At 71.6% G+C, this 19,081-nt stretch carries 12 protein-coding genes and 1 pseudogene; 11 read left to right on the top strand and 2 right to left on the bottom strand.

Going from position 1 to position 19,081, the window contains the following annotated elements:
- Nucleotides 1-2 precede the first annotated feature (2 nt).
- From OG574_RS05165 to OG574_RS05145, 5 genes and pseudogenes are all read left to right on the top strand, one after another.
- Entirely contained in the window at nucleotides 3-1,658 is a 1,656-nt protein-coding gene (locus OG574_RS05165) for an amidohydrolase (protein WP_326772078.1), read from the top strand.
- A 63-nt stretch (nucleotides 1,659-1,721) separates the two neighbouring features.
- Nucleotides 1,722-3,083, top strand: coding sequence for an MFS transporter (locus OG574_RS05160; RefSeq protein WP_326772077.1), 1,362 nt, complete (start codon nucleotides 1,722-1,724; stop codon nucleotides 3,081-3,083).
- Complete coding sequence (locus tag OG574_RS05155) at nucleotides 3,080-4,753, top strand: thiamine pyrophosphate-dependent enzyme (RefSeq protein WP_326772076.1); 1,674 nt, start codon at nucleotides 3,080-3,082, stop codon at nucleotides 4,751-4,753. The genes OG574_RS05160 and OG574_RS05155 overlap by 4 nt, the downstream gene beginning before the upstream one ends.
- Nucleotides 4,746-6,173: an aminobutyraldehyde dehydrogenase gene (locus OG574_RS05150; protein WP_326772075.1), complete on the top strand. Its 1,428-nt coding sequence runs from the start codon at nucleotides 4,746-4,748 to the stop codon at nucleotides 6,171-6,173. The genes OG574_RS05155 and OG574_RS05150 overlap by 8 nt, the downstream gene beginning before the upstream one ends.
- Nucleotides 6,174-6,287: 114 nt before the next feature.
- Nucleotides 6,288-6,611: pseudogene (locus OG574_RS05145) on the top strand (site-specific integrase); the annotation flags it as partial.
- Here the strand turns inward: OG574_RS05145 and OG574_RS05140 are convergent.
- On the bottom strand, nucleotides 6,544-7,815 hold the full coding sequence (locus OG574_RS05140) for an MFS transporter (protein WP_326772074.1): 1,272 nt from the start codon (nucleotides 7,813-7,815) through the stop codon (nucleotides 6,544-6,546). The pseudogene OG574_RS05145 and the gene OG574_RS05140 overlap by 68 nt on opposite strands.
- Nucleotides 7,816-7,914: 99 nt before the next feature.
- Here OG574_RS05140 and OG574_RS05135 point away from each other — a divergent pair, with 99 nt between their 5' ends.
- The 6 genes from OG574_RS05135 (at nucleotide 7,915) to nhaA (ending at nucleotide 17,860) form a co-directional block, all read left to right on the top strand.
- Complete coding sequence (locus tag OG574_RS05135) at nucleotides 7,915-9,000, top strand: helix-turn-helix domain-containing protein (protein ID WP_326772073.1); 1,086 nt, start codon at nucleotides 7,915-7,917, stop codon at nucleotides 8,998-9,000.
- A 465-nt stretch (nucleotides 9,001-9,465) separates the two neighbouring features.
- Entirely contained in the window at nucleotides 9,466-10,218 is a 753-nt protein-coding gene (locus OG574_RS05130) for an HAD family hydrolase (protein WP_326772072.1), read from the top strand.
- Between the two features lie 61 nt (nucleotides 10,219-10,279).
- On the top strand, nucleotides 10,280-11,503 hold the full coding sequence (locus tag OG574_RS05125; RefSeq protein ID WP_100593295.1) for an acyl-CoA dehydrogenase family protein: 1,224 nt from the start codon (nucleotides 10,280-10,282) through the stop codon (nucleotides 11,501-11,503).
- Nucleotides 11,504-11,713: 210 nt separating this feature from the next.
- Nucleotides 11,714-12,391: a TetR/AcrR family transcriptional regulator gene (locus OG574_RS05120; protein ID WP_326772071.1), complete on the top strand. Its 678-nt coding sequence runs from the start codon at nucleotides 11,714-11,716 to the stop codon at nucleotides 12,389-12,391.
- Nucleotides 12,392-12,646: 255 nt separating this feature from the next.
- Nucleotides 12,647-15,796 (top strand): GH92 family glycosyl hydrolase, encoded by a 3,150-nt coding sequence (locus tag OG574_RS05115; RefSeq protein WP_326772070.1) that lies wholly within the window; start codon nucleotides 12,647-12,649, stop codon nucleotides 15,794-15,796.
- 162 nt (nucleotides 15,797-15,958) lie between these two features.
- Nucleotides 15,959-17,860 carry a Na+/H+ antiporter NhaA gene (gene nhaA / locus OG574_RS05110; protein ID WP_326772069.1) on the top strand — a complete coding sequence of 634 codons (1,902 nt, stop codon included), beginning with the start codon at nucleotides 15,959-15,961 and terminating at the stop codon, nucleotides 17,858-17,860.
- On the opposite strand, the gene OG574_RS05105 is transcribed toward nhaA, so the two are convergent.
- Nucleotides 17,854-19,017: an ADP-ribosylglycohydrolase family protein gene (locus OG574_RS05105; protein ID WP_326772068.1), complete on the bottom strand. Its 1,164-nt coding sequence runs from the start codon at nucleotides 19,015-19,017 to the stop codon at nucleotides 17,854-17,856. The two genes, nhaA and OG574_RS05105, sit on opposite strands and share 7 nt — an antisense overlap.
- Nucleotides 19,018-19,081: the final 64 nt, after the last annotated feature.

Here is a 19,081-nt window from a genome sequence, read left to right as displayed (position 1 = left end):
CCATGCTCCTCGATCTGCTGGTGCGCAACGCGCGTATCCTCACCCTCGACGACGACCGGCCCACCGCCCGCACCCTGGGAGTCCTGCACGGCAGGATCGCGGGACTCGACGACGACGTCGAGGACCTGCCCGCGCGCCGCGTCCTGGACGCGGGCGGCGCCACCCTCGTCCCCGGCTTCAACGACGCCCACTGCCACACCGCGTGGTTCGGCCTCACCCTCGCCCAGCTCGACCTGTCCAAGGCCCGGTCGGTGGACGAGGTGTACGCCGCCGTCGCCGCCCACGCGGAAGGCCGGCCGCGGGACGCGTGGGTGATCGGCGCCGGGCTCGACCACCACAAGCTCGGCGGCGTCCAGCCGCACCGCGACGCACTCGACCGCGCCGCGGGCGGCCGCCCGGTGTGGCTCAAGCACACCTCCGGACACGCCTGCATCGTCAACTCGCCTGTCCTGGAGAAGGCCGGAGCGCTGGCCGACGGGTTCGCCGACCCCACCGGCGGCGTCGTCGCCCGAAACGCGGACGGGCGGCCCAACGGACTTCTCGAAGAGACCGCGCAGCAGCTCGTGCAACGCCAGGTGCTGCCGTACCCCGTGGCCGCCCTCGCCGACGCCATCGGCGCCGCCACCCGGCACTACCTCGCCGAGGGCATCACCAGCTTCACCGAAGCGGGCATCGGCGGCGGCTGGATCGGGCACAGCCCGGTGGAGCTCGCCGCCTATCAACTCGCCCGTGAAAGCGGCCAGTTGCACGCCCGGGCCCAGGTGATGGCTGCCTCCGACGTGTTGCACCCGCTCACCGCTCACGCCGACGACGCCATCACCCTCGGCCTCGACCTCGGCATGCGCACGGGCTTCGGCGACGACCGGCTCTCGCTGGGCCCCGTAAAGATCTTCCTCGACGGCTCGCTGCTCGGCCGCACCGCCGCCGTCACCGAACCGTTCTGCGGCTGCCCCCACGACACGTCCGCCACCGGATACTTCCAGGGCGACCCCGAGGCGATGGCCGACACCGTGGTGGCCGCGCACCGGGCCGGCTGGACCGTCGCTGCCCACGCCATCGGCGACCGGGCCGTCGACCTCGCACTCGACACCTTCGCCCGCGCCCAACGGGCCCACCCACGCCCCGAGGTGCGCCACCGGATCGAGCACGCCGGAGTCGTACGCCCCGACCAGCTCGCCCGCTTCGCCGAGCTGCGCGCCGTGCCCGTGCCGCAGCACAACTTCCTGTACGCCTTCGGAGACGCCATGGCGGCAGCGCTCGGGCCGCAGCGCACCCCGTGGTCGTACCGGCTGCGTTCCCTGCTCGACCTGGGCATTGTCGTGCCCGGCAGCTCAGACCGGCCGGTCGCTCCCGGCGCCCCGCTGCCCGCGATGCAGTCCATGGTGGAGCGCCTCACCGAGACCGGCGCGCCCTATGGCGCGGACGAGAGCGTCACGGCACTCGCCGCGCTGCGTGCCTGGACCGTCGGCTCCGCGCACGCCACGGGCCACGGCGACCGCAAGGGCGTCCTGCGCCCCGGTCACCTGGCCGACTTCACCGTCCTGGACGCCGACCCCACCCGCATCTCGCCGGACCGCATCGGCGCGATCCGGATCCTGGCCACCTCCGTCGGCGGCACCGTCGCCCACGACCCGCTCGGCCTGACCGCCTCCGCCTGAGGCACGCTCCTCGCTCCACCGTCCCCCGACCGCCCAGGCGGTCACCGTCCCCCGGGAGATTCCGTGAGCTCCAACAGCACGACGCCGCCAACAGGCCGCACCGTCGCCGGCACCGCCGACATCAAGCGCCTCCTGTCCGCCGCGTTCATCGGCACCGCCCTCGAGTGGTACGACTACTTCCTCTACGGCACCGCGGCCGCGCTCGTCTTCAACAAGCTGTTCTTCCCCTCGCTCGACGCCACGACGGCGACCATCGCCTCCTTCGTGACCTTCGCCGTCGGCTTCGCGGCCCGGCCCATCGGCGCCGCGGTCTTCGGCCACATCGGCGACCGCTACGGACGCAAGGCCGCGCTGATCATCACGGTCGTCATGATGGGTGTCGCCACCGGCTGTATCGGCCTCCTCCCGTCGTACGACACCATCGGCATCTGGGCCCCCGTGCTGCTCGCCGTACTCCGCTTCGTGCAGGGCATCTCGGTCGGCGGGGAGTGGAGCGGCGCGATGCTCCTGACCCTGGAACACACGCCGAAGGAGAAGCACGGCAGCTACTCGGCGGTTCCCCAACTCGGCTCACCCGTCGGCACGTTGCTCTCCAGCGGCGCCTTCGCCCTGGTCGGCCTGCTGCCCGACGACGCCTTCTACGCGTGGGGCTGGCGCATCCCGTTCCTCGCCGCCTTCGGCCTGCTCGTCTTCGCGCTCTACCTGCGCCTGCGCATCGAGGAGTCCCCGGTCTTCCGCTCCATGATCGAGGACGCCGAGAAGAACGGTCCCGCGCCCGCCCCCCTCATCGAAGCCTTCCGCAAGACCTGGGGCCGCATGATCATCAGCGTCCTCGCGGCCTTCCTCGGCATCGGCGGCTTCTTCCTGCTGACCACCTTCATGATCTCGTACGGCACCGAACAGCTCGGCATCGCGAAGTCCGTGATGCTGAATGCCACGCTCCTTGCCGCCGTGGCCGAGATGGTCGTGATCTACATCGGCGGCCGGATCGCGGACCGCGTCGGCCCGTGGAAGGTGTGCGCCGTCGGCGGCGTGCTGTCCGTCCTGGTCGCCTTCCCGGTCTTCTGGCTCGTCGACACGGGACAGACCGCCCTCGTCATCCTCGGTGTGACGCTCGGCGTCGCCGTCATCTCCATCCCTTACGCCACCATCGGCGCCGTCGTCACGGGCCTGTTCCCGGAGACCTTCCGCTACAGCGCCGTCGCCATGTCGTACAACCTCTCGGGTGTCCTCGGTGGCTTCGTCCCGCTCGTCGCCGCCTGGCTGACCGGCGTCACCGACGGCGCGTCCTGGGGCGTCGCCCTCCTCCTCGTCCTCATCGCCGCCTGCACCGCGGCCGGCTCCTTCCTGGCAGGCCCGCTGCTCGGCAGCCGGTCCGCCACCACGCCCGAGAACACCTCCGCACCTCAGAAGGCCACCGCATGACCCAGCACCACCCCGCCCGTCCCGGCGGCCAGGTCCTCATCGACCAGCTGTCCGCACACGGCGTCGAGACCGTCTACGGCGTGCCCGGCGAGAGCTACCTCGCCGCGCTCGACGCCCTGCACGACGCTCCTGTCCACATGGTCGTCTGCCGCCACGAAGGCGGCGCCGCCTACATGGCCGAGGCCCACGGCAAGCTCACCGGGCGCCCCGGAGTCTGCTTCACGACCCGGGGCCCCGGGGCCACCAACGCGCTGGTCGCCCTGCACACCGCGTACCAGGACGCCACGCCGATGGTCCTGTTCATCGGTCTGGTGCCGCGCGGGCACACCGACCGCGCCTCCTTCCAGGAACTCGACCTGCGCGGCACGTTCGGCGCGAGCGCCAAGCTCGTCGAGACCATCGACGACGCCGCGCGCATCCCCGAGTACGTCGCCCGCGCGTTCGCCGTCGCGAGCAGCGGCCGGCCGGGACCCGTGGTCCTGGGTCTGCCGGAGGACATGCTCACGGACGTCGTACGGGTCGCCGACGCAACTCCGCTGCCCGTACCCGGCGGCGGCTTGACCCCGGCCGAACTCACCTCCCTGGAACGGCTGTTGACGTCCGCCGAACGACCCCTCCTGTTTCTCGGCGGCGGCCGCTGGACCTCGGACGCCCGCGCCGCCGTACGGGACTGGGCCGAGGCGTGGTCCCTGCCCGTGACGGTGGACTTCCGCTGCCAGGACCTCATCGACAACGAGTCCGAGGTGTACGTCGGCCCGCTCGGCTACGGACGCGACGACGCGCTCGCGCAGCGGGTCCGCGAGGCCGACCTTCTGCTGGCACTCGGGACCGCACCGGGTGACGTCGCGACCGACGGGTTCACGCTGCTTCCCACCGACGGAACCGGCCCCCGGCTCGTCCAGGTGCTGCCCGAACCGCAGCCGCCGGGCGCCCTGTACCCCGCCGAACTCACCCTGCTCGCCGCCCCCGAGGCATTCGCGGACGCGGTACGCACCCTGCGCCCCGGCAGCCCCCTGCCGTGGGCCGTACGGACCAAGCAGGACAGGGCCGCCCATCTGGCGTTCCGCACCCCGGTCCCGGAGGGGGACCCGCTCGACCTCGCCACCGTCTTCGCCACCCTCGACGACCGGCTGCCCGCGGACGCCGTCATCACCTTCGGCGCCGGCAACCACGCCATCTGGGCGCAGCGCTTCCTCACCTACCACGACGGCACACGCCAACTCGCCCCTCGCAACGGGTCCATGGGATACGGCATACCCGCCGCCGTGGCCGCCGCGATCCACGATCCGGACCGCCGGGTCGTCTCCGTCGCCGGCGACGGCTGCTTCCTGATGAACGGTCAGGAACTGGCCACCGCCGTGGCCGAGGGCGCCAAGCCGCTGATCATCGTGCTGAACAACGCCAAGTACGGCACCATCCGCCAGCACCAGGAGCAGGCCTACCCAGGGCGGGTCAGCGGCACAGGACTCGGCAACCCCGACTTCGCCGCGTACGCCCGCGCCTTCGGCGCCCACGGCGAAACCGTCACGGGCACAGGCGAGTTCGGGCCCGCGCTCCAGCGGTCCCTCGACAGCGGCAAGGCCGCCCTCATCGAGCTGAAGGTGACCGACGGGCGCCTGGCCCCCGGTGTCACCGTCGCCTCCCTGCGCAAGGAGAGCTGCCATGTCTGACCTGACCCTGCACAACATCGTCGACGGCCGCAGTACCGAGGTCGCGGACCGCATGGAGCTGACCGACCCCGCAACGGGTGAGGTCTACGGCACCGCGCCCCGCTCGTCCGCCGCGCACGTGGACGCGGCCGTGGCCGCCGCGCGCCGGGCCCTGCCCGCCTGGCGCCGCAGCACCCCGGCCCAGCGGCAGGAGGCACTCCTGCGCCTCGCCGACCTCGTGACCGCCCACGCGGACGAGCTGGTCGACGCGGAAGTGCGCAGCACCGGCAAGCCGCGCGAGACGACCCGCACCCTCGAAGTCGGCCGCGGCGCCGACCAGTTGCGCTTCTTCGCGGGCGCCGCCCGTGTCCTGGAGGGCGTCGCCGCGGGCGAGTATGCGCAGGGCCACACGTCGTACGTCCGCCGCGAGGCCGTGGGTGTCGTCGCCCAGGTCACGCCCTGGAACTATCCGCTGATGATGGCCGTGTGGAAGCTCGGCCCCGCGCTCGCCGCGGGCAACACGGTGGTCCTCAAGCCGTCCGACACCACGCCCTGGTCGACCGTCCTGCTCGGGGAACTCGCCGCGCGCGTCTTCCCGCCGGGCGTCGTCAATGTCGTGTGCGGCGACCGGGACACCGGACGCGCGCTCGTCGCCCATCCGGACGTGGACATGGTGGCCATCACCGGCAGCACCCGGGCCGGCTCCGAGGTCATGGCCGAGGCGTCCCGCGAGGTCAAGAACGTCCACCTGGAGCTGGGCGGCAAGGCCCCGGCCGTGGTCTTCGCCGACGTCGACCCCGTCCGCACGGCCCGCGCCCTCGCCGACGCCGCCTTCTTCAACGGCGGCCAGGACTGCACTGCCGTGACCCGGATCCTGGTCCAACGCCCGTTCTACGACGCCCTGTTGACGGCCCTCGTCGACGCCGCCCGCGACACCCGGACAGGCTCACCGGACGAGGACGCCTTCTACGGTCCTCTCAACAGTGCCGCCCACGCCGCCCGCGTCGAGTCCGTCATCGCGACGCTCCCGGAGCACGCCCACGTAGAGACCGGGGGCCGGCGCGTCGACCGGCCCGGCTACTTCTTCCCGCCCACCGTCATCTCCGGTGTCCGCCAGGACGACGACGTGGTGCAGGGCGAGATCTTCGGCCCCGTCGTCACCGTCCAGCCCTTCGACACCGAGGAAGAGGCCGTCGCCCTGGCCAACGGCGTCGACTTCGGCCTGGCGTCCAGCGTATGGACCGCCGATCTGGGCCGCGCCATGCGGCTGAGCGCCGAACTCGACTTCGGCTGTGTCTGGCTCAACTGCCACCAGGTGGTCCTCGCCGAGATGCCCCACGGCGGATACAAGCAGTCGGGCATCGGCAGCGACCTGAGCCGCTACGGCTTCGACGACTACACGCGGATCAAGCACGTCATGGCCGCGCACGTCACGCCCTGACACTCCGCGAATGACGCGCCCTGGGCCGCTGTTGGAACTCCCGCCGGGCGGGGGTGCTGTCCTGGCTCGGCCGGTGCCGTGAGCGCGGCTACGACGGACCGATGGTCCGAGTCCGTCACCCACCGCCGCCCGGGGCCGGGCAAGGTCGTCAGCCCACGCGACGTGTGCCCGGACACCGGCCTGGCCCGTCTCTCCTACGGGCAGGCCCGCGCCCTGCTCGACGAGCACACCGTCCTGCGCGGACCGGGCACGGGCTGGGACCTGTACGAGTACCGCCACTCCGCACTGACCCATCTCGGCGAACAGGCCGCGCTGTTGATGCGGATGGCGAAGTCCCGGCACAAGCAGCCTACGATCGTCCGCCGCTGCTTCAAGCCGTCTCCCGTGGCGATCGCCGAGCTCGCGAGCCTGCTCGCGCCCGGCGGCAGTAACTGCTGAGCCGCGTTCCTTGATCTTTCTCGGTGGCAACGGCTGAGGCGGAGAGGAGCGTGGCAGCGGCCAGGCTGCCCCAGAGGGCGGCCGAGCCGCGGGAGGCGAGAGCGGTGATGGCCGCCGGGGAGACGGCGAGGCCGAAGCCCGTGGAGAGCTGGAAGCGGGCGAGGGCGCGTCCCAGGACATGCGCCGGGGCGAGGACGGTGACGAGCGCCGTGGCGCTGCCGGCGTAGATGATCTCGCCGATGGTGCAGACCACGGAGACCGTGGCGACGGCCGGGGCGCCCCAGCCGTGCCCCAGTGAGGTGGCCACCAGGAAGCCGAGGTAGGACGCGGCGATTACCACGCCGGCGAGAGCCAGCACGGTCCGCCGGGAGAAGCGGGACATCAGGAGGGTGACCGGGACCTGCAGGGTGACCACCAGCACCGTGTTCGCCACGAAGATGGCTGCCGACCACACCGGGGCTGCGTGCAACTGTTTCGCCAGGACGAGGGGGAGCGCGATTTCGGGGACGTTGAGGCAGAAGGCGTAGATCACGTTGGCGGCCAGCAGCGCGCGCATCCGGGGTGCGGGCCCGTCGTCCCTGTCCTTGGCCGGAGCAGCGGCCGGATGAGCGTGCACGTGGACCGACCACGCCAAGGACGCCGCGGTGAGGTAGGCGAGCCCGGTGACGGCTGCCAGCGCCTGCAATGCGGTGGTGCCGCCCGCCAGGCACACAGCGGCGACCAGGCCGCCCGCACCCAGGCCGGCGTTGCGCAGGGCGCGGCCGGCCGCGAGAGCGGTGTCGCGTTCGCGGCCGTGGGCGACCGTGGCCACGAGAGCTGCGTGGGCGGCCGGCCATGCCTGGTTGCCGATGCCGAGGAAGAGCGCCGCCGTCGCGAACAGCCGGACGTGCCCCGCCGGGGTGGCCAGCAGCAGCGCCACGCCCAGCACCCGCACCAGCATCGACGCTGCCACGACCGTGCTGCGTGCGCCCCGGTCCAGCCATCGGCCGACCGCGGGCATGCACACCAGACCCACGACGACGCCGACCGTCATGGCGATGCCGGTGGCGGGTGGGGACAGCCTCAGCACGTTCATCCCGTAGAGCAGCAGGAAGGGCCGCAGCAAGCCGGTGCCGAGCGCGTCCACGGCCAGAGCGACGGCATAGCGGGGGCCTCCGGAGGCACGGACGAGGGCGCGCGGCTGGATCTTGGTGGTGGTTGCCATGGCGTCAACGGTGCGTTCGGCCGCCGGGCCGACCGCGTCGGTTGACGAACACCGTCAACCGACGCGGTCGTCGGCTGTCCGACCACCGAGAATGAGGGGATGACGTTGAGGATCGACATCGGCGGCCTGCCGTCCGGACGACTGCGGTTCGCTGCCTCCCCGCTGGCCGAGCTGACCGCGATGCTGCACGTGCTGGCCGAACCCGGGCATCACCCGCAGCTCGCCGGCTGGGCCGGGGACGTCTGGGCCGGGCTGCGGCCGGAGCTGGCCGAGCGGCTCAGGGAGGCGGAGTTCCTCTGGCGTTCCTCACGAGCCGACTTCCTGGTCCCCGCTCGTCCCCGGCCCACCCTCGCCGAGGAGTTGGACGATGTGGACCGGATCGACGACGAAACCTATGTGACCGCCGCGCTCGTCACCACGTGCGGCAGCAACCGGGTCCACTTCGCCGCGCCGTCACCGCTCGCCGACGCGACGGCGCGCGAGCGGGCCCTGGACCTCGCCCAGGCCCGCGGCGCGCTCCAAGAGGCCTTCGCGGAACGGCTGCTCGCGGACCCCGCAGCCGTGCGGGCGCGGGTGCGCCACACCCTCGAACAGTGCGCCGAGGCCTTCTTCGACGCCGCCTGGATGGGCGCCGCCGTGCAACTCGCCACCGACCTGCGCCTGAAGAACGACCTGATGAAGCGCCAGGGCATCGGGGCGGCACTCGCGTCGATCTCCAGCGCCGTCACCCTGGCACCGGACGGCAACTGCATCATCGTGGACAAGCTGCAGGACAATGCGACCGCCGCCCACGGCACCGGGGTCACTTTCCTCCCCAGTGTCTTCGGCCGCCCGCATCTGGTGGCGGTCCACGCGCCCGGTTGGCAGCCGGTGGTGCAGTACCCCGTCGCCGAGCCGAGTCCATCAGAGCCGGTATCGCTGGAAACGGTCACGCTACGGCTGGAGGCGCTCGCGCATCCGGTACGGCTGCGGCTGCTGCGCACCCTGGCCCGCGGCCCGCACACCACCGGTGAGCTGGCCCACGCCTGGGAGCTTTCGCCCCCGGAAGTCTCCCGCCACCTCGCTGTCCTGCGCCGCGCGGGCCTGCTCACGGCCCGGCGGCAGGGCCGTTACGTCCGTTACACCGTCAATCTGCCCGATCTGACGGCGCTGGGGGCCGACCTGCTGGCGGCCGTACTGCGCTGAGCAGCTTCGGTCTGCCAGAACGAGGGCGACCGCCGCCTTCGCAACATCGTCCGACTCGGCAGGCCGCCGAGCAGCACCGGCGCGACCACCTGCTGCGCTCGGGCAGCCGGGCAGCGGACCGGCTGCAGGACGTTCCCCCTTGCGGCCATATCCCGGGGGCGTCCTGTCCGGCCGTGCGGGCCAGGGCCTGTCACTCCTCGTCGATCGCGTCCTTGTCGCGAAGCGGACGCAGACCGCCGGGCAGGTCAGGGGGCTGGAACCGGGCAGGTCGGGGAGCTGGAAGGGGGTGGTCGGCTGTCCGGTCACTTTTGCCCGAGGACGCCGGTGGATCGGGGCGACACGCGTGGGATGTCTCGGTTTCGTACATGCCCTGAGGCGGTCGAGCACAGGGGGAGTCATTGAAGTTGAGTCCGGGTTCAGGTACGTTGCGGATGCTTCCCGAACCTGCGACCAGGAGGCTGTCTCTTGGGTACCCGAATCAGCGCCGTCCTCTTCGACTTCGGGGGAGTGCTGACCAGTAGCGTGTTCAAGGCGTTCGAGGCCTTCGGCACCAAGCTCGGCGTGGATCCGCGGCTCCCGCTCCGGCTGCTCGCGAAGGACGAGCCCTCCGGCGCCCTCCTCGTGGAGCACGAGGAAGGCCGACTCGGCCAGCGTGACTTCGAGGACGGTTTCGCCGAGCGGCTGCGCGCGCACGGAGCCGATGTCCAGGGTCCCGGACTCCTGTCCCTGATGCAGACCGAACTGCGCCCCGACCAGGCGATGCTCGACCTCGTCGCCGAGCTTCGGACCGCGGGACACCGCGTGGGCCTGCTCTCCAACTCCCTGGGCGACGACTGCTACGCGGGCTTCGACCTTGAGGCCATGTTCGACGCCGTGGCGATCTCCGGAGAGATCGGCGTACGCAAACCGTCCCGGCGTGCCTACGCCATCGCGTGCGAGCGGCTCGGCACCGATCCCGCCGAGACCGTCATGGTCGACGACCTCGAACACAACATCGTCGCGGCACGACGTGCCGGCCTCGCCGGGATCGTCCACCGCGAAGCGGCCACGACCGCCGAGGAGTTGAGGTCCTTGCTGCACCTGGACGTGGCGAAAGAGGCGACACAGGCAGCGGCAGCACAGGCAGCACAGGCAGCACACGAAGCACAGGCAGCACACGAAGCACGCGCAGCACAAGCAACACGGGCAGACGCGCAGCCCGATGACCGATCCCGCTAGCCGGCCGCGCCGCGCTGCCGCGCCGGTCCCTGAAATCCATCCCCCCCGTGAGGAGAACCACGTGTTCGAGCTGACCGACAGGGCCAAGGAGTACCAGGAGAAACTGCTCGCCTTCATGGACGAGCGGATCTACCCGGCGGAGTCCGTCTACGAGGCGCAGATGGCGGAGTCCGGCGATCCGCACTTCCACCCGCCCGTCCTCGAAGAGCTCAAGGCGGACGCGAAGAAGCGCGGCCTGTGGAACCTCTTCCACCCGCACCCCGAGTGGGGCCCCGGCCTCACCAACCTCGAGTACGCCCCGCTCGCCGAAATCATGGGCCGCAGCGCGCACTTGGCCCCCGAGGCCACCAACTGCAACGCGCCGGACACCGGCAACATGGAGGTGCTCACCCTCTTCGGCACCGACGAGCACAAGGAGAAGTGGCTCAAGCCGCTCCTCGACGGCGAGATAGCGTCCGCCTTCGCGATGACCGAGCCCGCCGTGGCGAGCTCCGACGCCACCAACATCCAGCTCCGCATGGAGCGGGACGGCGACGACTACGTCCTCAACGGGCGCAAGTGGTGGACCTCCAACGCCCTGCACAAGAACTGCAAGGTGCTCATCGTGATGGGCAAGACGGAGCCGGAAGCCGCGACGCACCGTCAGCAGAGCATGATGGTCGTGCCGATCGACACCCCCGGCGTCACCGTCCTGCGCAACCTCCCCGTCTTCGGCTACAAGGACCGCGAGGGGCACGCCGAGGTCGTCTTCGAGAACGTCCGCGTCCCGGTCACCGCGCTGCTCGCCGGAGAGGGCGACGGCTTCATGATCAGCCAGGCGCGGCTCGGCCCCGGCCGCATCCACCACTGCATGCGCGCCGTCGGCATGGCGGAGCGCGCCCTCGACCTGATGATCGACCGGGCCCAGGCGCGTACGACCTTCGGCGAGCCCGTGGCGAACCGTGCCAATGTGCAGGACTGGATCGCCGAGTCCCGCATCGAGATCGACATGGTCCGGCTGCTCACTCTCAAGGCCGCGTACCTCATGGACACCGTGGGGAACCGGCACGCGCGCACCGAGATCGCCGCGATCAAGGTGGCCGCACCCGAGGTCGCGCTGAAGGTGGTCGACCGGGCCATCCAGGTGCACGGCGGAGGCGGCGTCTCCGACGACTTCCCGCTCGCCAGCATGTACGCACATCTGCGCACCCTGCGCCTCGCCGACGGCCCGGACGAGGTCCACAAGCGCACCATCGCGATGCGTGAACTGCGCCGCCGGGAACCGCAGTGGGGCCGCACCCGCTGACCGCACGGCACCGGCGAGGGGTCCTGCCGGGCCAAGGGGGGAACGGAGGCGATCGGCGCACGAGGGTGTGCGAAGATCGCCTCGCTCCCGTACCGGCGGGCACCACAGGTGAGCGTGCAGGTGTGCGGCGTCGGCGAGCAGTACCAGGCGTGCAGCGCCCGGCGGGCACACACGCGAGCAGCAGAAGCCACCACAGGAAGGCCCCACGACATGACCACCCGCGGCCACGCACCGGACGGGGAGGACATCCCCTCGCTCGCGGACACCTCCGCCCTGCGTGACCCCCCCGCCACCGCGCGCGGCGCCCGGACCCGCGCCGCGCTCGTGGCCGCGGCCCGCGTCGTGTTCGAACGCGACGGCTATCTGGACTCACGCCTCACCGACATCACCGCCGAGGCCGCCTGCTCGACCGGCACCTTCTACACGTACTTCGCCGGCAAGGAGGAGATCTTCCAGGCCGTGCTCGAAGTCGCGCAGGACGACATGCTGCACCCGGGCATGCCGCGCCTCGACCCCGAGGACAGCTCGCCCGTCGGCGTGATCGAGGCCAGCAACCGCGCCTACTTCGAGGCGTACAAGCGCAACGCGAAGCTCATGCTGATCCTCGACCAGGTCGCGGCCGGTGACTCCGGGTTCCGGGAGGTGCGCCGGCGCCGGAGCCGCGCGTTCGCCGACCGCAACGCGCGCGCCATCAAGGACCTCCAGGACCGCGGGCTCGCGGACCGCGACCTCGACCCCCTCAAGGCGGCGCGGGCGCTCTCGGGCATGGTGAGCCGCATGGCCTACTACGCGTACGGGCTCGGTGAGGACGACACGCTCGACGAGCTGGTCGAGACGTCCACCGCGCTCTGGGCCAACGCCCTCAAGCTCGACAGGAACGCCAGGTAGCTCGACAGGGAGGCCGGGCAGGAGGAGTCGCGGCGGCTCAAGAGGCAATCGGCGCACTCCCCTTGACCGAACGGCACCTGCTCCCGGAGTGTGTGGTGGCTGAGCCGCGCTTATTCCACGGAGGCATGTGTGACACGTGCGAGAAGTCGTAGAACCCGCAGTGCGGTGGCCGCCGCGCTGGCTGCCGGGTTGTTGATGGGGGCGTCGGCGGTGGCCTCGGCTGATCCGACAACGTTGTCAGAAACCAGGACAACGTTGTCTACGTCATCCAAGTCCCCTGCCACCGCGGCGAAGCCGTCCCTGGTGGGTGATCCCGCCGCGTACGTGGACCCGCTCATCGGCACGGGCCGCGGCGGGGCGAGCGTCGGTGAGATCAACAACTTCCCGGGCCCCGCCGCCCCGTTCGGCATGATGCAGTTCTCGCCGGACACGGCAGGCTCGTACGCCGGGTACCAGTACCACAGCGACAAGATCCGCGGCTTCAGCCTCGATCACGCCTCGGTCGGCTGCACGGCCTTCGGCGACGTGCCGATCCTGCCCGTGACCGGAGACGTCGGGTCGGCTCCGTGGGACCGGACCGAGTCCTTCTCGCACGAGGACGAGAAGGCCGAACCCGGGTACTACGCGGTGACGTTGGGAGACTCGAAGGTGCGGGCCGAACTGGCCGCCACCACGCGTACGGGTCTGGCGCAGTTCACGTTCCCCGAAGGGGCGGACGCGGCCCAGGTGCTGGTGAAGGGCGGTGCCAGCCTCTCCGGCAACAAGCGCGCCGACCTGCGCGTCGTCGGCGACCGGCAGGTCACCGGGTCCGCGACGACCGGCAACTTCTGCGGCAAGGGCAACGAGTACACGGTCCACTACGCGATCACCTTCGACCGCCCGTTCACCGCGCACGGCACGTGGGACGGCAAGACCGTCTCCAAGGACACCGACTCGGTCGACGCCCCCAAGGCGGGCGCCTACCTCACCTTCGGGACGGCGGACTCGCGCACGGTGCGGGCCAAGGTCTCCATGTCGTACGTGTCCGTGGACGGCGCCGAGGCCAACATGGCGGCCGAGGTGCCCGGCTGGAGCCTGGACGCCCTGCACCGGCAGACCCGCGACCAGTGGGCCGACACGCTCGGCAGGATCCGCGTCGCCGGGCGCGACACCGGTGAGCTGAAGACGTTCTACACCGCGCTGTACCACTCGCTGATGCACCCGAACACCTTCAACGACGCCGACGGACGCTACATCGGCTTCGACGACAAGGTGCGCACGCTGCCCGCGGGACACAACCAGTACGCGAACTTCTCCGACTGGGACACCTACCGCTCGCTGGCGCCCCTCCAGGCGATGCTGTGGCCGAAGCAGGCCAGTGACATGGCGCAGTCGCTCGTCAACGACGCCGAACAGGGCGGCTGGTGGCCGCGCTGGCCCCTGGCCAACGACTACACGGGCCAAATGACGGGCGACAACTCCGTCCCCCTCATCGCCAACCTCTACGCCTTCGGCGCCCGCGACTTCGACGTCAAGAAGGCGCTGAAGTACCTGGTCAAGGGCGCCACTTCGGTGGACGACACCCCGGGTGCGTACAAGGAACGGCCCGGGATCGGCGAGTACGTCGAGCGCGGCTACATGCCCAACAACGACGCCTCGCGCGGCGACCATCAGCGCGTGGGCGGATCGGTCACCCTGGAGTGGGCGATCGACGACTTCGCCATCGCGCAGCTGGCGAAGGCCGTGGGCGACAAAGACACCGCCGCCACCTTCACCCGCCGGGGCCAGAACTGGCAGAACATCCTCAACCCCGCCACCGGCTACCTTCAGCCGCGCGGCGAGGACGGCCGCTTCCCGGACGGCCCGGCCTACCAGCCGCCGCCCCCGGGCAAGTTCGGCCAGGACGGCTTCGACGAGGGCAACGCGGCGCAGTACAACTGGCTCGTCCCGCAGAACACCGAGGGTCTGATCACGGCCATGGGTGGGCGCGACGCGGCCGCCGACCGCCTCGACACCTTCTTCACGAAGCTGAACGCCGGGCCGAACGAGCCCTACATGTGGGCCGGCAACGAGGTCAACTTCGGTGTGCCGTGGGTGTACAACCACCTGGGCATGCCGTGGAAGACGCAGAAGGCCGTGCGGGACGTCGCCACCACCCTCTTCAGCCCGACTCCGGACGGCGAGCCCGGCAACGACGACCTGGGAGCTCAGTCCTCCTGGTACGTGTGGGCCGCGCTCGGCCTGTACCCGTCGACACCCGGCACCCCGGATCTCGCCGTGCACAGTCCGCTCTTCGAGCGCGCGGTCCTCGATCTGCCCGGCAAGGGAGGGGAGTTGGACATCCGTGCCCCGAAGGCGTCCGCCGACGCGCCGTACGTCCACGGGCTCGCGCTCGACGGCCGCACCTGGGAGCGCACCTATCTCCCGCAGTCCGCGGTGAAGGACGGGGCGCGCCTCGACTTCACGCTGTCGGGCACCCCGGACAAGACCTGGGCGACATCCGCGAAGGCCGCGCCGCCCTCCTACCGCTCGGGCGAGCGTCCCTTCCTCGCGAGCGCGACGCCCAACGCGGCGTCGGCCGTCCCCGGCGGCGACGCGGCGAAGGTCACCGTCCACGGCCGGCGTCTGGCCGGGCACGACAAGGCACTGACCGTCTCCGCGAAGGCCCCCGAAGGGCTGACCGTCTCGCCCGCGGGCGGGCGGCTCGGCCTCGACGCGAAGACCGGCTCGGGCGAGCTCGCCCTGTCCGTGAAGGCCGCGGCCGGCACGGCCGAGGGCTACTACGAGATCCCGGTGACGGTCCGCGGGCAGGGGCCCGGGGACAAGCCCGTCCAGCTCTCCGTGTTCGTGCTCGTCGCCCCCGAGGGCGGTCTCGCCGCCGCGTACGACAACACCGGTTCCTCCGACGACGCCGACCGCGGCCAGGGCGACTACGACGGCGACGGCAACACCTACTCCCGTCAGGGCCTTGAGGCAGCCGGCCTCAAGGGCGGAGCGCGCGTCGAGGTGGCGGGCACGTCCTTCGTGTGGCCCGCCGCGCCCCAGGGGCGGCCCGACAACGTCGTGGCCGCAGGTCAGCGCATCGACCTGGAGGACCGGGCCGAGGACGCCGGGAAGCTGCTGTTCGTGGGCTCGGCGACGCACAGCGACCAGCGCGGCAGCGCCACCGTGACGTTCACCGACGGCTCCACCGCCACCGCGGATCTGTCGTTCGGCGACTGGACCCTGCCGGGCGGCGGGACCGACCCCGTCTTCGGCAACACGACCGTGGCCCGCACCGACCACCGCAACCAGTCAGGAGGCGCCGGGCCCGCCGCGTACGTCTTCGCCACCAAGCCCTTCGACGTACCGGAAGGGAAGCACATCAAGAGCGTGACGCTGCCCGACAACGGCAACCTGCACGTCTTCGCGGTCGGCCTCGGCTGAGGTCACCCGACCGTTCGAGTGCCCGCCTCACGGGGCGGGCACTCGACCACGGTCGCCGTGTCGAATCGCACGACCGCCGCGCGTCCACTAACGTCTCACCGCGCTCGGGCGCTCGCCCGAGCAGCCGCCGGCCAGGTCCGCGCGGGCCATCGAGAGACGGGAATGCCGCCGATGAGCTCGGGGTTCGACGGGCAGACGACGAGCGGCGAGGAGCTGCGCACACCGCTGCGCGACTTCCTGCGCACCGAGACCGGCAGCGCCTCCGTGCTGCTCGTCGCCGCGCTCGCGGCACTGGCCTGGGTGAACATCGGACCCGGCACGTACGAGGAATTCTGGGGGACGCACTTCTCCGTCCGTATCGGGTCCGCCGGGGTGTCGCTGGACCTGCGGGAGTGGGTCAACAGCGGCCTGATGGCGTTCTTCTTCTTCGTCGTCGGCCTGGAGGCGCGGCGCGAGTTCGACATGGGGGAGCTCCGCGAACGCCGGCGCGTCACGCTGCCCCTCGTCGCGGGACTCAGTGGCATGGTCGTCCCCGTCGCCGTCTACCTGGCCATCAACGCGGGGCAGAGCACGGCCCACGGCTGGGGCGCCGCGATGTCGACCGACACGGCCTTCGCCCTCGGCATGCTGGCGCTGCTCGGCAACCGGCTGCCCGGCGGGCTGCGCATCTTCATCCTGACCGTGGCCGTCGTCGACGACTTCGTGGCGCTGATCATCATCGCTGTCGCCTACAGCGGAGACATCGACGTTCCCGCCCTGCTGGTGGCGCTCGGCCTGTTCGGCGTGATCCTGCTGGTACGGGCCACCGGCACCCGGCGCGGCTGGGTGTATGTGCTCCTGGCCGGCGCGGTCTGGGTGGCGCTGCTGGAGTCGGGGGTGGACCCCGTCGTGATCGGCCTGGCCATGGGGCTGCTGACCTTCGCGTACCCGGCGAGCCGCACCGCGCTGGAGCGGGCGAGCGGCCTGTTCCGGCTCTTCCGCGAGCAGCCGACCCCCGAACTGGAGCGGTCGGTCCGCCGGGGCCTCGCGTCGGCCCTGTCCCCCAACGAGCGGCTGCAGCGCCTCTACCACCCGTGGACCAGCTATGTGATCGTGCCGCTGTTCGCCCTCGCCAACGCCGGCATCGAGCTCAGCGGCGGCGAACTGGCCCGCGCGTTCGCCTCGCCGATCACCCTCGGCATCCTCTTCGGCTACGTCCTCGGCAAGCCGCTCGGCATCGTCGGCGCGGCCTGGCTGACGACCCGGCTCAGCCGCGGCCGGCTGCGCCCGTCCGTCGGCTGGGGCGCCACCACGGCCGGGGGAACCATCGCCGGTGTCGGATTCACGGTGGCCCTGCTCATCGCCACCCTCGCGTTCGACGGCGACCAACTGGCCGAGGCGAAGATCGGCATCCTCAGCGCGGTCGTCGGCGCGTTCCTGATGACCTGGCTGGTCTCCTGGGTCATCGGAGTCCTGCCCCGCCCCACCCGGATGAGGGCCCTCCTCGGAACGGCCGAAGGCATCGTCGACCTGGCCGTGCCGGTCGACCCGGACCGTGACCACATGCGCGGACCGCGGCACGCGCCCGTGACGGTTGTCGAGTACGGCGACTTCGAGTGCCCTTATTGCGGACAGGCCGAACCCGTCGTGCGGGAACTCCTCGCCGGCTTCGGCGACATCCGCTACGTCTGGCGCCACCTGCCCCTGAACGACGTACACCCGCACGCCCAGCTCGCCGCGGAGGCGGCAGAAGCTGCCGGTGAGCAGGGCGCGTACTGGGAGATGCACGACCTGCTGTTCACCCACCAGGACGCGCTGCGGGCTGCCGACCTCCTCAAGTACGCGGGTGAACTCGGCCTGGACACCGACCGGTTCCACAAGAACCTGCGGGCGCACAGCGGAGTGGGGCGGGTCTCCGAGGACCTTGAGTCGGCCGACCTCAGCGGCGTCTCGGGCACCCCCACGTTCTTCGTCAACGGACGGCGCCACCACGGGGCGTACGACATCGACGGGCTGTCGGCGTCGGTGCGCGCGGCGAAGGAGCGGGCGGTGCTGGCCGGCCGGCACGGGCCGCGGCGTCAGTAGTTCCAGGGACGCTTCTCGCCGGGCCGGATCTCGGCCGCGATGTCGTCGCCGAGCCGGGCGACGGCGGTACGTCCCTCGATCTCCGTCAGCCACTGGTGCGGGAGGTGTACGTCACCGTGAAGCGCGCCGAGGATGTTGCCGCACAGGGAGCCCGTGGAGTCGCTGTCGCCCGAGTGGTTGACCGAGAGCAGGAACGCGGCCTCGATCGGGGTGCGCGGGGGCTTCGGGTTGCACACAGTGCCCTCCTTGCCGACGTAGAAGGTCTGCGGACGGGTACGGGCCATCGCCGCGTACACCCCGATGGCGAGGGCCTCCTCCGCGACCCATCCGGCGCCGAGCGTCTCGACCCTCTCCGGGGTCGCGTCGCCGTCCTCCTCGGCGAGCGCGACGGCCCGGGTCAGCGCGGCCGTGGTCTCCTCGTGGCCCCGGTAACCGGCGAGCAGCCGCAGGGTGCGCAGCACCGCGCCCTCCAGGGACTCGCCGTCGACGAGGTGGCTGATGAGGGCGGCGAACGCACCGGAGGCGAGATAGCCGGTGGGGTGTCCGTGCGTGATCTGGGCGCACTGGGCGGCGAGTTCGAACGACCGGCGGGCGCCCAGGTCGGTCAGGCCGAAGGGCGCGGAGCGCATGACGGCGCCGCAGCCCTTGGAGTTCGGGTTCACCGGCCCCGGCTCACCGGTGGGCTTTCCGTACGGGTCGGGGGCGAAGCCCGCTTCGATGCCGCTGAGGCAGGCGTTGCCGGGCGCGCGGCGCGCGTACAGCCAGGGCTCGTGCCGCAGCCACCCGATGCGGTGGCGCAGGTCCTCCTCGGGCAGCGGACCGGGGTGGTTCTGCGTCTCCAGCCACCGCAGATACGCGTCGCGGACGATCTGCGCCTCCGCGCCGCCGATGCCGCGGTCCCGGGTGCGGCGGTACCCCCGCAGATGCCCCTCGGCGGTGAACAGGGTCATCTGGGTGTCGTCGCTGACCCGGCCCGTCACACCGTCGGCGTCGGGCGCCAGGCCGGTGACCCCGGCCGCGCCGTGCGTGGCGCGGATCGCGTCGAGGGAGAGGAACTCGACGGGGTACCCGAGCGCGTCACCGATCGCGCCGCCGAGGAGGCAACCGCGTACCCGGCTGCGGTGGACGGCGAGATCGGCCCAGGATCGGGTGTGCACGGTGTGAGCTCCATGGTGGTCGGTCAGAAGACGGCGCACCCATCATCGCCGCAGCGTGCTCCGC

Origin of the sequence: Streptomyces sp. NBC_01445, assembly GCF_035918235.1 — a bacterium.
In the GTDB taxonomy this organism is placed as follows: domain Bacteria; phylum Actinomycetota; class Actinomycetes; order Streptomycetales; family Streptomycetaceae; genus Streptomyces.
The sequence above is the reverse complement of the archived record's forward strand: the minus strand, read 5'-3'. Positions and strand labels throughout refer to the sequence as shown.

Bases quoted from the DNA above. Each gene is read 5' to 3' on its own strand.
- OG574_RS05120 (WP_326772071.1), top strand. From the start codon at position 11,714: ATGACCACCCGCGGCCACGCACCGGACGGGGAGGACATCCCCTCGCTC.
- OG574_RS05155 (WP_326772076.1), top strand. From the start codon at position 3,080: ATGACCCAGCACCACCCCGCCCGTCCCGGCGGCCAGGTCCTCATCGAC.
- OG574_RS05140 (WP_326772074.1), bottom strand. From the start codon at position 7,815: ATGGCAACCACCACCAAGATCCAGCCGCGCGCCCTCGTCCGTGCCTCC.
- OG574_RS05165 (WP_326772078.1), top strand. From the start codon at position 3: ATGCTCCTCGATCTGCTGGTGCGCAACGCGCGTATCCTCACCCTCGAC.
- OG574_RS05150 (WP_326772075.1), top strand. From the start codon at position 4,746: ATGTCTGACCTGACCCTGCACAACATCGTCGACGGCCGCAGTACCGAG.
- nhaA (WP_326772069.1), top strand. From the start codon at position 15,959: ATGCCGCCGATGAGCTCGGGGTTCGACGGGCAGACGACGAGCGGCGAG.
- OG574_RS05135 (WP_326772073.1), top strand. From the start codon at position 7,915: ATGACGTTGAGGATCGACATCGGCGGCCTGCCGTCCGGACGACTGCGG.